General features: G+C 58.5%; 13 protein-coding genes. 4 read left to right on the forward strand and 9 right to left on the reverse strand.

Annotation, left to right across the window (positions count from 1 at the left end; translation table 11 throughout):
- Positions 1–2: 2 nt before the first annotated feature.
- Both LOY43_RS22425 and LOY43_RS22430 read left to right on the forward strand, forming a co-directional pair.
- Complete coding sequence (locus tag LOY43_RS22425) at positions 3–1,151, forward strand: efflux RND transporter periplasmic adaptor subunit (RefSeq protein ID WP_095048272.1); 1,149 nt, start codon at positions 3–5, stop codon at positions 1,149–1,151.
- A gap of 13 nt (positions 1,152–1,164) precedes the next feature.
- On the forward strand, positions 1,165–4,200 hold the full coding sequence (locus LOY43_RS22430; RefSeq protein ID WP_258708747.1) for a multidrug efflux RND transporter permease subunit: 3,036 nt from the start codon (positions 1,165–1,167) through the stop codon (positions 4,198–4,200).
- 166 nt (positions 4,201–4,366) lie between these two features.
- On the opposite strand, the gene LOY43_RS22435 is transcribed toward LOY43_RS22430, so the two are convergent.
- The 5 genes from LOY43_RS22435 to colR form a co-directional block, all read right to left on the reverse strand.
- Complete coding sequence (locus tag LOY43_RS22435) at positions 4,367–4,594, reverse strand: hypothetical protein (protein WP_034153490.1); 228 nt, start codon at positions 4,592–4,594, stop codon at positions 4,367–4,369.
- Between the two features lie 2 nt (positions 4,595–4,596).
- The gene (locus LOY43_RS22440) at positions 4,597–5,313 is read right to left on the reverse strand and encodes a lipopolysaccharide kinase InaA family protein (RefSeq protein ID WP_258708748.1); all 717 of its coding nucleotides are present in this window, start codon (positions 5,311–5,313) and stop codon (positions 4,597–4,599) included.
- Positions 5,314–5,317: 4 nt separating this feature from the next.
- Positions 5,318–5,986 (reverse strand): class I SAM-dependent methyltransferase, encoded by a 669-nt coding sequence (locus LOY43_RS22445; RefSeq protein ID WP_095048275.1) that lies wholly within the window; start codon positions 5,984–5,986, stop codon positions 5,318–5,320.
- A gap of 161 nt (positions 5,987–6,147) precedes the next feature.
- Positions 6,148–7,422: a HAMP domain-containing sensor histidine kinase gene (locus LOY43_RS22450; RefSeq protein ID WP_095048276.1), complete on the reverse strand. Its 1,275-nt coding sequence runs from the start codon at positions 7,420–7,422 to the stop codon at positions 6,148–6,150.
- Positions 7,422–8,093, reverse strand: coding sequence for a two-component system response regulator ColR (gene colR, locus LOY43_RS22455; protein ID WP_095048277.1), 672 nt, complete (start codon positions 8,091–8,093; stop codon positions 7,422–7,424). The genes LOY43_RS22450 and colR overlap by 1 nt, the downstream gene beginning before the upstream one ends.
- A 220-nt stretch (positions 8,094–8,313) precedes the next feature.
- Between colR and LOY43_RS22460 the strand changes: the two genes are divergently transcribed.
- Positions 8,314–9,057, forward strand: coding sequence for a phosphatase PAP2 family protein (locus LOY43_RS22460; RefSeq protein ID WP_095048278.1), 744 nt, complete (start codon positions 8,314–8,316; stop codon positions 9,055–9,057).
- A 197-nt stretch (positions 9,058–9,254) separates the two neighbouring features.
- On the opposite strand, the gene groL is transcribed toward LOY43_RS22460, so the two are convergent.
- The 4 genes from groL to LOY43_RS22480 form a co-directional block, all read right to left on the reverse strand.
- A complete protein-coding gene (gene groL / locus LOY43_RS22465; RefSeq protein WP_095048279.1) occupies positions 9,255–10,901 on the reverse strand; it encodes a chaperonin GroEL in 1,647 nt (548 codons plus the stop codon).
- A gap of 50 nt (positions 10,902–10,951) precedes the next feature.
- Positions 10,952–11,245, reverse strand: coding sequence for a co-chaperone GroES (locus tag LOY43_RS22470; RefSeq protein ID WP_007916610.1), 294 nt, complete (start codon positions 11,243–11,245; stop codon positions 10,952–10,954).
- A gap of 260 nt (positions 11,246–11,505) precedes the next feature.
- Positions 11,506–11,982 (reverse strand): FxsA family protein, encoded by a 477-nt coding sequence (locus LOY43_RS22475; RefSeq protein ID WP_095048280.1) that lies wholly within the window; start codon positions 11,980–11,982, stop codon positions 11,506–11,508.
- A gap of 65 nt (positions 11,983–12,047) precedes the next feature.
- A complete protein-coding gene (locus LOY43_RS22480) occupies positions 12,048–12,779 on the reverse strand; it encodes a HugZ family protein (RefSeq protein WP_258708749.1) in 732 nt (243 codons plus the stop codon).
- Between the two features lie 165 nt (positions 12,780–12,944).
- Here LOY43_RS22480 and LOY43_RS22485 point away from each other — a divergent pair, with 165 nt between their 5' ends.
- Complete coding sequence (locus LOY43_RS22485) at positions 12,945–13,703, forward strand: SDR family oxidoreductase (protein WP_064391936.1); 759 nt, start codon at positions 12,945–12,947, stop codon at positions 13,701–13,703.
- The last annotated feature ends 66 nt before the right edge of the window (positions 13,704–13,769 follow it).

Genomic DNA, 13,769 nt, shown 5'->3' on the forward strand with positions numbered 1-13,769 from the left:
ATATGCTGCGTCGCCGCATGCTGATCATGTTGGGTGTTGTTTTGTTGATCGTCCTGGTGCTGGGCGGATACAAAGCCTTTTCGATCTACACAATGATCCAGGGCTTTTCCAAGCCGAAACCGCCGATCAGCGTTGCCGTGGCCAATGCCACCGAACAGCCGTGGCAGATGCGTCTGCCGACCGTCGGCACGCTCAAGGCGCTGCAAGGTGTCGAGCTGAGCCTGGAAGTCGCCGGCACCGTCACCGAACTCAAGTTCGAGTCCGGACAGAAGGTCAAGGCCGGGCAACCCTTGCTGCAACTCGACAGTGGCGTCGAAACCGCCCTGCTGGAAACCGCCAAGGCTGATCTCGGTCTGGCGCAACTGGACTTCGGCCGTGGCGCGCAACTGGTCGACAGCCGCGCAATCTCCAAAGGCGAGTACGACCGGCTCTCCGCTGTACTGCAGAAAAATAAAGCCACGGTCAATCAGCTCAACGCTTCGCTGGCGAAAAAACGCATCCTCGCACCGTTCAGCGGCACCATCGGCATCCGTCAGGTCGACGTCGGCGACTACCTCGCCAGCGGCACCAAAATCGCCACGCTGCAGGACTTGAGCAGCCTCTACGCCGACTTCTACCTGCCCGAACAATCGGTGCCGAAACTGGCCATCGGTCAGCCGGTGCAGATTGCAGTCGCCGCCTATCCCAAGCAAAACTTCGCCGGCAAGATCAGCGCGATCAACCCGATCGTCGAAAGCACTACGCGCAACATTCTGGTTCGCGCCACGCTGGCCAACCCCGACGGCAAATTGCTGCCGGGCATGTTCGCCAGCCTCGAGGTGTTGTTGCCGGATCCGCAGAAACACATCGTCGTGCCGGAGAGCGCGATCACCTACACCCTCTACGGCAACTCGATCTACGTGGTCGGGCAAAAGAAAGCCGAAGACGGCAGTCTCGAAAAGGACGACAAGGGCCAACCGGTGCTGATCGCCGAACGCCGCTTCATCGAAACCGGTGAACGCCGCGATGGCCTGGTGATGATCAACAAGGGCGTGCAGAGCGGCGAACAAGTGGTAACGGCTGGCCAGATCAAACTGGACAACGGCGCCCACATTGCCATCAGCGACGACAAGACCCTCGGCGAGCAGAACAGTCCGCCGCGCGCCGACTGATCAAGGAAATCCCATGGCTTTTACTGATCCGTTCATCCGCCGCCCGGTGCTCGCCACCGTGGTCAGCCTGTTGATTGTGCTGCTGGGCTTTCAGGCCTGGAGCAAGTTGCCGCTGCGCCAATACCCGCAAATGGAAAACGCCCTGATCACGGTGACCACCGCTTACCCCGGGGCCAACGCCGAAACCATTCAGGGCTACATCACCCAACCTATGCAGCAGAGCCTCGCCAGCGCCGAGGGCATCGACTACATGACTTCGGTCAGCCGGCAGAACTTCTCGGTGATCTCGATCTACGCGCGCATCGGCTCCAACACCGACCGTTTGTTCACCGAACTGCTGGCCAAAGCCAACGAGGTGAAAAACAAGCTGCCACAGGACGCCGAAGACCCGGTGCTGAGCAAGGAGTCCGCCGACGCCTCGGCGCTGATGTACATCAGCTTCTTCAGCAAGGATTTGAGCAACCCGCAAATCACCGACTACCTGTCACGGGTGATCCAGCCAAAACTGGCGACCTTGCCGGGCATGGCCGAGGCGGAGATTCTCGGCAATCAGGTGTTCGCCATGCGCCTGTGGCTCGACCCGGTGAAACTCGCCGGTTTCGGCCTCAGCGCCAGCGATGTGACCAACGCCGTGCGCCAGTACAACTTCCTCTCCGCTGCTGGCGAAGTGAAAGGCGAGTACGTGGTCACCAGCATCAACGCCAACACCGAACTGAAATCCGCTGAAGCCTTCGCGGCGATTCCGCTCAAGGTCAGTGGCGACAGCCGCGTGTTGCTGAGTGATGTCGCGCGGGTGGAAATGGGCGCGGAAAACTACGACTCGATCAGCTCGTTTGGCGGCACGCCGTCGGTGTACATCGGCATCAAGGCCACCCCGGGCGCCAACCCGCTGGATGTGATCAAGGAAGTGCGCAAGCTGATGCCGGAGCTGGAAGCGCAACTGCCGCCGAACCTGAAAAGCGAGATCGCCTACGACGCCACACTGTTTATCCAGGCCTCGATCGATGAAGTGGTAAAAACCCTGTTCGAGGCGGTGCTGATCGTCATCGTCGTGGTGTTCCTGTTCCTCGGCGCATTGCGCTCGGTAGTAATCCCGGTGGTGACCATTCCGCTGTCGATGATCGGCGTGATGTTCTTCATGCAGATGATGGGCTACTCGATGAATCTGCTGACGCTGCTGGCGATGGTGCTGGCCATCGGTCTGGTGGTGGACGATGCGATTGTCGTGGTGGAAAACATTCACCGGCATATCGAGGAAGGCAAGACGCCATTTGATGCGGCGCTGGAAGGCGCACGGGAAATCGCCATGCCGGTGGTGTCGATGACCATCACCTTGGCGGCGGTGTATGCGCCGATCGGTTTCCTCACCGGGCTGACCGGAGCGTTGTTCAAGGAGTTTGCGCTGACCCTGGCCGGCGCCGTGGTGATCTCCGGGATCGTCGCCCTGACCCTGTCGCCGATGATGTGCGCGTTTTTGCTACGCCACGAGGAAAACCCCAGCGGCCTCGCGCACCGCCTCGACCGCATTTTTGACGGCCTCAAGCGCCGCTATCAGAGCATGCTCCACGGCACGCTGAACACGCGTCCGGTGGTGCTGGTGTTCGCAGTGATCGTGTTGTGCCTGATCCCGGTGTTCCTCAAGTTCACCAAATCGGAACTGGCCCCGGACGAAGATCAGGGCATCATTTTCATGATGGCCACTGCGCCGCAGCCAACCAACCTCGATTACCTGAGTACCTACACCGACGAGTTCATCAAAATCTTCAAGGAATTCCCGGAGTACTACTCCTCGTTCCAGATCAACGGCTACAACGGCGTGCAGGCCGGCATCGGCGGTTTCCTGCTCAAACCATGGAACGAGCGCAGTCGCACGCAGATGCAAATCCTCCCCGAGGTACAAGGCAAACTGGAAGGCATTCCTGGCTTGCAGATCTTTGGTTTCAACCTGCCCTCCCTGCCCGGCACCGGTGAAGGCCTGCCGTTTGAGTTCGTGGTCAACACCGCCAACGACTATGAACTACTGCTGCAAGTGGCAGACCGGATCAAGAAACGTGCAATGGAGTCGGGCAAGTTCGCCTTCGTCGATCTCGATCTGGCGTTCGACAAACCCGAGGTGGTGGTCGATATTGACCGCGCCAAAGCAGCGCAGATGGGCGTGTCGATGCAGGATCTCGGCGGCACGCTGGCGACGCTGTTGGGCGAGGCGGAAATCAACCGTTTCACCATTGATGGGCGCAGCTACAAGGTCATTGCCCAGGTCGAGCGCCCCTATCGTGATAATCCGGACTGGCTGAACAACTACTACGTGAAAAACACTCAGGGCGAGTTATTGCCGCTGTCGACGCTGATCAAGGTCAGCGACCGCGCTCGACCGCGCCAGCTCAATCAGTTCCAGCAACTTAACGCCGCGAAGATCTCCGGTTTCCCGTTGGTGAGCATGGGTGAAGCTATCGACACCGTGTTGCAGATTGCCCGCGAAGAAGCACCGGCCGGGTTTGCTTTCGACTACGGCGGCGCATCGCGACAGTTCGTGCAGGAAGGCAGTGCCCTGTGGGTAACCTTCGCGCTGGCGCTGGCGATTATCTTTCTGGTGCTGGCGGCGCAGTTCGAAAGCTTCCGCGATCCGCTGGTGATCCTGGTGACGGTGCCGTTGTCGATCTGTGGGGCGTTGATTCCGCTGTTCCTCGGCTGGTCGAGCATGAACATCTATACCCAGGTCGGGTTGGTGACGCTGATCGGGCTGATCAGTAAACACGGCATCCTGATCGTCGAGTTCGCCAACCAGTTGCGCAAGGACAAGGGCCTGACGGCGCGCGAAGCCGTTGAGGAAGCGGCGGCGATTCGCTTGCGGCCGGTGTTGATGACCACGGCGGCGATGGTGTTTGGTATGGTGCCGCTGATTCTGGCCACGGGCGCCGGTGCAGTGAGCCGTTTTGATATCGGCATGGTGATTGCCACGGGGATGTCGATTGGCACGTTGTTTACGCTGTTCGTCTTGCCGTGCGTTTACACCCTGCTGGCGAAACCCGATCCCAAACAAACCGCGTAACCCCTGTAGGAGTGAGCCTGCTCGCGATAGCGGTGTGTCATTTAAATCATTTTTAACTGACAAATCGCTATCGCGAGCAGGCTCACTCCTACAAGGGATCTGTGTTGCTCCGGGCATAAAAAAAGGCCTCGCATCTGCGAGGCCTTTTATGTGGGCTTCAATCGTTTCAACTCTGCGGCCTCATCCCTTGAGAAAGTCCGAACATGAACAACAACAGATCATGATCGGGTTTGGTCGCCACGGAGGCTTTCGCCACCCGTGGGACTGCGCAGTGGGCGTCGTCTACGGACGCGCCCACCACCTGCATGCGGGGCTGCTCCCAGGCAGCCACCGCCAATGACGCAACTGCCAAGGCTCCAACTAAAAACAAACCTCGTGCAATTTCTAGTTTCATCGCTATAAACCTTTGATAGCGCTGCCAAACGCCGTCTCATAAAAGTAGACGAGTTTTTTCCAGTCCGCGTCGCGGAACGACGAATGGCGGCGCAATTGCTTCATGTCGTGGGAAGCGGCGCGATAGGCGGTCAGACGCTGGCGGCATTTCTCCAGATCGATCAAAGCGACCTCGACCTTGGCCGAGTCGCCTTCGCCCGTCACACGCACAAACACGTGTTTGATGTAGATGCAGCTGTGCTGCCAACGGCCCTTGTGCATGCGCGCCAGGTTTTCGGCGAGGTCCTTGAGCACACGCTCATACACCAAATCGCCGCACTGATCGCGACCGCCGGCAGCCGCCAGCCAATGTTCCAGTTCCTGGAAACCGTCCAGGGACTTGGTGACCAGCAGTGCACGCCATTTGTGCTGCGGATCAGGCTGGGCGCCGCAGAAAACGATTTGCGGCACGCGCACACCGAGCTTGCTCACGCCGGTCAGCGCATCAAGTTCACGCAAAACAGTAGGACGGCCAAAAGGGTGCAACCAACTGCGATAGATATGACCGGTCTGGCGCTTGGCATACAGCAGTTGACCATCGCGCCCCACGACCCTTTGCACGCCACTTTCCCCACCACGTCGAACGTTGGGTTCTTCCACCCACTCGCCGCGCTGGTTCCAGTAAAAGTCAAAGCGATCTTGCGGAGCGACATCCGTTTCTGCTGCAAATTGCACTGCCATCCTGTTACCTCTTGCGTAATACGTAAACCCGCCACATGGCGTAGAGCGGAATAAAGTCCAGTTGTTCCTGAATCCGAAAACCTGCTTCCTCGAACTCCTTTTCCACCGTAGCGGCCGGTAACACAAAGCGATTCTGATACTCGCGTTTGTCACGGTTGCGCTCGGCTCGCTGGCGTTTCCAGGCTTTGAAATTGCCATCAACCCACAGCGAAACGATCACACTGTCCCGGGTAACGCGCTCGAATTCGCTCAGAATCGCCCGGCGATGCTCGGCTTCACCGATGTGGTGGAGCAAACGCATGCAGAAAATGCTGTCGACGGCGTTGTCAGGCAAGGCAATGTCGAAGGCAGATGTGTGCAAGGGTTGTACCCGTTTCACTACATCCGCCGGTTGCGACTCCATGGCCGTCTTGATCATCGACTCGGAATTGTCCGCGCCGATAATCACCCGGTTGGCCTTTTCGCCCAACAACGGCCAGAAACGCCCGGCACCGCAAGGCAAATCCAGCACCAGTCCCGGCTCACCCACCAACGCCAGCGCCTTGCGGGCTAGCTGTTCGTCACGCCAATGGGAGAGACGACGTCCAAGGCTTTCTTTGTGCTTGCGCAGGTATTTCTGCGCGTGTTGATCGTCGTACTTCTCGGAAAAATCGAGTTTGATCGGACCGGCCATCACCTGGACTCCTGAATTGCTGATGTCACCACCTTAAGGAGCGGCATGTCAGCGTCAGGTCATCCATTTGTGAAAAAAATGTCCGGTAAATAGACAAATTATTACAGCGTTATACAGGATTTAGACAGGAAGGAGGGAGTAGCATCGAGCCACTCCGTGCGTCAGATTTTGCCCAGATCCACCTCGAAGCGGCAGCCATTGGGTTCCATCGTGCTCAAGCTGACGGTCCAGCCCTGGTTCTCGCAGATCCGCTGAACCAGCGACAATCCCAACCCCAAGCCTTCGCCGCGCTTTTCGCTGCCACGCACGAAAGGCTCGAACATGGCTTCACGCTTTTCTTCCGGAATGCCGACACCGGAGTCTTCCACCACAAAGCCGTTGGCCGTGAGTGTCAGGCGAATGAAGCCTTTCTCGGTGTAATGCAGCGCGTTACGCAACAGGTTACCCATCACGGCATTCAACAGGGTCGCGTTGTAACGAGCGTCCGTCGGATTGCCAGGTTCGAAGACCAGATTCAGGCCTTTGCTCTCGATCGGCCCGCGCCACAGACACAATAAGTTTTCGGCCACCTGCGAGAGGTTCTGCTGCAGAGCCATCCCCGCATCTTCGTGCTGGGCGCGCGCCAGCATGAGGAAGGTCTGCACCAGCTCGCGCATTTCCTCACTGGCGCGGGCAATTCGCTCGACTTGCGAGCGGCCGCGCTGGTCGATCCCCGGGTTCTCCAACAGCAGTTCGCAGGAACTGGCCAATACCATCAACGGCGTGCGCAATTCATGGCTGACGTCGCTGGTGAACAACCTTTCACGCGTCAGCGCCTGACGAAGGCGTCCCAGCGTGGCATCGAACGCCACCGCCAGTTCACCCACCTCGTCTGCCGCATAATCCGGTGCCAGCGGCGGCGCCAGACCGAGCAACTGATCGCGATGGCGCACCTGCCGGGCCAGTCGCACCACCGGCGCCATTACCTTGCGCGCCAGCACCCACCCGAGGAATACCGCCAGGGCCAGACTGAGCACGAAGCCGACCAGCACCACGGCAAACAGCACGCGCTCGCGCTCTTCGAAATCACTTTGATCCTGCAGCAGCACATAACGCCGACCGTCGACGACCTCGACCATCGCGTGATACGACAGCTGCTCGCGGAACACTTCATGGAAACCCGAATCGAGGTGACGCAGGTCCTTGGGCAGCTCAAAATCGCCCGGCCCGCCACTGAAATAGAACAACTGGTCGGGTTCCGGGCGATGGCTCCAGTCCGAAACGTTGTCCATCAGCAGAAGCCGTTGCAGATCGCCGCCCAGCCCCGCCGAAATCAATTTTTCTTCCACCAGGTGCACGGTCGCGACGATGCCCATCGCGAAGGCGCCGGCCACAAGTGCGCTCATCAAGGCAAAAGCAATGATGATCCGCTGGGAAAGACTTTGCCTGAACTCCATTACACGTCGGCCAGCCGGTAACCCACCCCGTGCACAGTGTGCAGCAGTGGTTTGGCAAAAGGTTTATCAATGACTTGTCGCAGTTGGTGAACGTGGCTGCGCAGGCTGTCGCTGTCCGGGCAATCATCGCCCCACAACGCTTCTTCGAGAATTTCCCGACGCAGTACGTGTGGGCTCTTCTGCATCAACACGGCCAGAAGCTTGAGGCCTACCGGGTTGAGCTTGAGCAGTTTGCCATCGCGGGTCACTTCCAGCGTGTCGAGGTCGTAACTCAGATCTGCGACTTTCAGGGCCCGGCGGCCACCACCCTGAGCACGTCGCATCACCGCTTCGACCCGCGCCGCGAGTTCAGACAAGGCAAATGGCTTGATGAGGTAATCGTCAGCCCCGGACTTGAAGCCTTGCAAACGATCGTCCAGTTGATCGCGAGCGGTGAGCATGATCACCGGCGTGTCCCGGCGGGCATCCTCACGCAGGCGTTTGCACAGGGTGTAGCCATCGATGCCGGGCAACATGATGTCGAGCACGATCAGGTCGTAATGCTCGGTGGCGGCCAGGTGCAGGCCCGACAGACCGTCCTGGGCGCAATCGACGGTATAGCCTTTGAGGCCCAGATAATCGGCCAGATTGGCCAGGATGTCGCGGTTGTCTTCGACCAATAGAATTCGCATGGGCACCTCCTCCGTACGGGGTAACGGCCGTCTTGGCCCGCGCAGCTTACGGCCAAGTGTGGCTCAGAGCTAGGCGTGCGTCGGGTTGTTTAACGAGAAAAAGCTCATTGTGCATGCCAACGTTTTTTTCACTTTCGGTTAACAAATCGGCGACGCGCACGCGCGCAGACTCCGCGCGGTTGCGCTCTTCAGACCCTATTTACGACCAAGGAATTGCCCCATGGTGTCGACTTCTGCCCGCCCCGTTTCCAGGCCACTGAATTTTTGGTTATGCCTGGGAATACCCACCGTCGCGGCGATCATTCTGGTGCTGCTTGAATTGACTGATCTGGACATGGATCTGGCCCGACTGTTCTATGACCCGGTCGCAGGTGACTTTATCGGGCGACACAGTTTTTTCCTTGAAGACATACTCCATGATCGCGCCAAGCAGGTGGTCATTGCGTTCTCGGTGTTTGCCATCCTCGGCTTCATCAGCTCGTTCTTCGTCGGCAGACTGAAACCGTTCAAGCGCGAACTGGGCTGTCTGGTGCTGTCGCTGGGCCTGGCGACCTCGTTCGTTACCCCGGTCAAAGCCGTGACGGCGGTGCAGTGCCCATGGAGCCTGGAGCAATTCGGCGGCCATGAAACCTACAGCAAACTGATGGAACATCGTCCACAAACGGACAAACCCGGCCGTTGCTGGCCCGGTGGTCATGCGGCGACGGGGTTCACCTTGTTTGCGCTGTTCTTTGTCCTGCGTGATCGCCGTCCGCGTCTGGCCCGTCAGGCGTTTATCTTTGCCTTCGCGCTGGGTTCGGTGTTTTCGATCAGCCGGATGATGCAGGGTGCGCACTTCTTTTCGCACAACGTGTGGACGGCGATTTTCTGCTGGCTGATTTGTCTGGGGTCGTATTACTGGGTGCTGTATCGCCCGGCGGTGAAAACCGCGGCCGTGGTCGAGGCGCAACCGGTCAGCGCCTGATCTGACGCCATCGCTGGCAAGCCAGCTCCCACAGGGTTGGTGCCGAGCACACATTTTGTGAACGCTCGAATCACTGTGGGAGCTGGCTTGCCAGCGATGAACGATTACTCGGACTTGCGCCAACACTAAATCAAAGGCAATAAAAAACCCCGCTGGCTTGCGCCAGCGGGGTTTTGCGTTACAGGGGTAAGGCTGGCTTACATCATGCCGCCCATGCCACCCATGCCGCCCATGTCAGGCATGCCGCCGCCTGCAGCGCCGTCTTTCTTCGGCGCGTCAGCTACAGCTGCTTCGGTGGTCAGGATCAGACCGCCGATCGACGATGCCGCTTGCAGAGCGGAACGAGTCACCTTGGTTGGGTCCAGGATGCCCATTTCGATCATGTCGCCGTATTCGCCAGTCGCAGCGTTGTAACCGAAGTTACCTTTGCCGTTCTTGACTTCGTTGACGACAACGCTTGGCTCGTCGCCGCTGTTGGCAGCGATCTGACGCAGCGGTGCTTCAACAGCGCGACGCAGCACAGCGATACCCACGTCCTGATCAGCGTTGTCGCCTTTCAGGTCAACCAGGGTTTGCAGAGCGCGGATCAGCGCAACGCCACCGCCAGGTACCACGCCTTCTTCAACGGCTGCACGGGTTGCGTGCAGGGCGTCTTCAACGCGGGCTTTCTTCTCTTTCATTTCAACTTCGGAACCAGCGCCAACCTTGATCACTGCAACGCCGCCGGACAGCTTGGCCAGACGCTCTTGCAGTTTTTCACGGTCGTAGTCCGAGGAAGTTTCACCAACCTGAGCACGAATCTGAGCGATACGCGCCTGGATGTCGGAATCTGCACCGGCACCGTCAACGATGATGGTGTTTTCCTTGGAAATGGTCACACGCTTGGCGCTGCCCAGGTTTTCCAGGGTAGCTGCTTCCAGGCTCAGGCCGATCTCTTCGGAGATAACGGTACCGCCGGTCAGAACAGCGATGTCCTGCAGCATGGCCTTACGACGGTCGCCGAAGCCTGGCGCCTTGACGGCTGCGACTTTAACGATGCCACGCATGTTGTTTACAACCAGAGTCGCCAGGGCTTCGCCTTCAACGTCTTCGGAAACGATCAGCAGTGGACGGCCGGCTTTGGCAACGGCTTCCAGCACTGGCAGCATTTCACGGATGTTCGAGATCTTTTTGTCGACCAGCAGGATCAGCGGGCTGTCCAGCTCGGCAACCATGGTCTCTGGCTTGTTGACGAAGTACGGGGACAGGTAGCCACGGTCGAACTGCATGCCTTCAACAACCGACAGTTCGTTTTCCAGGCCAGTGCCTTCTTCAACGGTGATCACGCCTTCTTTACCGACTTTTTCCATGGCTTCGGCAATGATGTCGCCGATGGAGTTGTCGGAGTTGGCGGAGATGGTGCCTACCTGAGCGATGGCCTTGGTGTCAGCGCATGGCTTGGACAGGTTCTTCAGCTCTTTGACGATAGCGATGGTCGCTTTGTCGATACCGCGCTTCAGGTCCATCGGGTTCATGCCGGCAGCGACGGCTTTCAGGCCTTCGTTGACGATCGACTGAGCCAGAACGGTAGCGGTGGTAGTACCGTCACCAGCGTCATCGTTGGCACGGGAGGCAACGTCTTTGACCAGCTGCGCGCCCATGTTTTCGAAGCGATCTTCGAGTTCGATTTCTTTGGCGACGGAAACGCCGTCCTTGGTGATGGTCGGAGCGCCGAAGCTCTTCTCGATGATCACGTTACGGCCTTTCGGGCCCAGGGTCGCTTTTACAGCGTCAGCCAGGACGTTGACGCCCTTGAGCATTTTTTTACGGGCGGAATCGCCAAACAGAACTTCTTTAGCAGCCATGATCGATATTCCTTAAATACTTTGTAGTAGCGGGAAAATGAACGGGGTTATCAGCCTTCGATAACAGCGAGGATTTCGTTCTCGCTCATTACCAACAGGTCTTCGCCGTCGACTTTCACTGTGTTGCTGCCGGAGTAAGGACCGAACACAACCTTGTCGCCTTCTTTCACGGACAGTGCGCGCACTTCGCCGTTTTCCAGAGCTTTGCCCGGGCCTACAGCGAGAATCACACCGTGGTTGGCTTTTTCAGCAGCCGAACCTGGCAGGACGATACCGCCAGCGGTTTTCTTTTCTTCTTCGCTGCGACGGATTACGACGCGGTCATGCAGAGGACGAAGCTTCATTGTCGATCTCTCCTAATTGTGGTTTTCATCGGCCGGTGTAGTCCCGGCGGGTTTAACAAATCCGGCCTGCGCCGGTTGCGGTTCGTCGAGCGAACCGCGGAAGTCTGTCCGGTTCAAATACCGGAAACCTTTCGGTGACCGATACATAAGGGCGCATAAGCTTATTACAAGGGCGAGGCGAAAAAATTTTCACCTATGTGCTGCACAAAAGCAGCCCATAAACGAACACGGCACCCGAAGGTGCCGTGTCGATGCAGATGTTACTTGGAGTCCCGGTGTTCGAACTCGCCTTCGATCACGTCACCCTCGCGGCCCAGAGGCTGGCGCGGTGCAGGACCGCCACGGGGTTGCAGGTCGTCGGCGAACGCACGCTGGCGCATGGCCTGTTCTTCGGCGCGCTGGCGCATTTTGTTCGCCAGCAGGCGACGGGTGAATGGCAGCAACATCACCAGACCGACCACGTCACTGATGAAGCCCGGCAGGATCAACAGGCCACCGGCCAATGCCAGCATCAAACCTTCCAGCATGGTTTGCGCAGGCAGTTCGCCGCGGTTCAGGCTTTCACGGGCACGCAATGCAGTGGCCAGACCGGCGACGCGCAGCACGAAAATGCCGAACATCGAGCCGAGAATGATCAGCAGCAGGGCCGGGAAAAACCCGATAGCCCCTGCCACTTTGACGAATACGAACAGCTCCAGCACCGGAAACAGCAGAAAGAGCAACAGAAAAGGGCGCATCAAAGTTTCCTCAACGCAAGAAATGCCTTGCAGTAAGCCTTAGATGACGTCGCCCTTTCGTGAATTCAAGCACCAGCCACCTCATTTTTTGGCCAGACCTCGGCGTGAGCCAGAGAAACCAAGGCTTCGCGCACTTGTGTCGGCGTATTACAAGGTGCCGGGAACGGCAGCCAGTACAACGCCTGACCGATGCGCAGGTGCATGCCCTCGGTGTCGATCCCGGCCAGTTGCGCCGGCACGGTTTTCGGCAGACCGGCCAGGTCGACGTAGTGCGCGATGGCTTTGGCGTGGTCACTGTTCATGTGCTCGACCATGCTGATTTCAGCCTTGCCAGCGAACGGGTTGGCCAGGGTCAGTTGATCTACCCAGTGAATCGCGCCGAAACCGCCGATGTAGCGATGACGCACCGGGCTCAACACCCAGAAGTCGAAATCGTGGGCCTTGTGGTAGTTCTGCGAATCGGGGAAATAACGGTAGTAACGCTCGGCGGCGGCTTCGATCGCGGCAACGTCTTCGAGCTTTTGCGCCTCTGCCAGATAGGTCAGGCGACCAACGGCTTGCACATCATCTGCCTCGCGCTCGCCGACGAGCATCGAGCATTTCGGGTCTTTTTGCAGGTTGTGGGTGTGCTGGGCGATGCGGCTGATCAGGATCAGCGGCCGGCCCTGCTCGTCCAGGCAGTACGGCACCACGGAGCCAAAAGGAAAACCAGGCATCGATTTGGAGTGGGTCGACAGCACTCCACGGTATTCCTTGAGAAGCAATTCTCGGGCATTCTTCGCCACTTCAACGCTCAATTTATGACTCCTTAAATAGAATCCGTCGAAAAAACGGACAGGCGCCCGGGATCAAGTCCCAGTCACGCCGGCGGGCAACTCTCATGTGCAACCCTGCCACGGCCGGTGCAGATCGGGAGTCGCTGAAAACAAAAAACTACTCAGACCTGCTATCGGGGCATGCGAATGCAACTCAACGACAAAGTAATCATTATCACTGGCGGTTGCCAGGGTTTGGGCCGCTCGATGGCCGAGTATTTCGCCGGCAAAGGCGCCAAGCTCGCGTTGGTCGACCTCAATCAGGAAAAACTCGACGACGCGGTCGCGGCCTGCAAAGCCAAGGGCGTCGAGGCGCGCAGCTATCTTTGCAACGTCGCCAATGAAGAGCAGGTCGAGCACATGGTCGCCCAGGTCGCCGCCGACTTCGGCGCGATCCACGGCCTGATCAACAACGCTGGGATCCTCCGTGATGGCCTGCTGCTCAAGGTCAAGGACGGCGAAATGACCAAGATGAGCCTGGCACAGTGGCAGGCCGTCATCGACGTCAACCTGACCGGCGTGTTCCTCTGCACCCGTGAAGTGGCGGCAAAAATGGTTGAGCTGAAGACCAGCGGCGCGATCATCAATATCTCGTCGATCTCGCGTGCAGGCAACGTTGGCCAGACCAACTATTCGGCGGCCAAGGCCGGTGTCGCGGCGGCGACGGTGACATGGGCGAAAGAACTGGCGCGATATGGCATTCGTGTGGCGGGGATCGCGCCGGGCTTCATTGAAACCGAGATGACCCTGGGCATGAAGCCGGAAGCGCTGGAGAAGATGACTTCGGGGATTCCGCTCAAGCGCATGGGCAAGCCGGAAGAGATTGCGCACTCGGCGGCGTACATCTTCGAAAACGACTACTACACCGGGCGGATTCTGGAGATGGATGGCGGGTTGCGGATCTAACTGCCAACACAAAACAAATGTAGGAGTGAGCCTGCTCGCGATTGCGGTCATTCATTCAACAAATCT

The sequence above is a fragment of the Pseudomonas sp. B21-041 genome (assembly GCF_024748675.1).
Taxonomy (GTDB): domain Bacteria; phylum Pseudomonadota; class Gammaproteobacteria; order Pseudomonadales; family Pseudomonadaceae; genus Aquipseudomonas; species Aquipseudomonas neuropathica.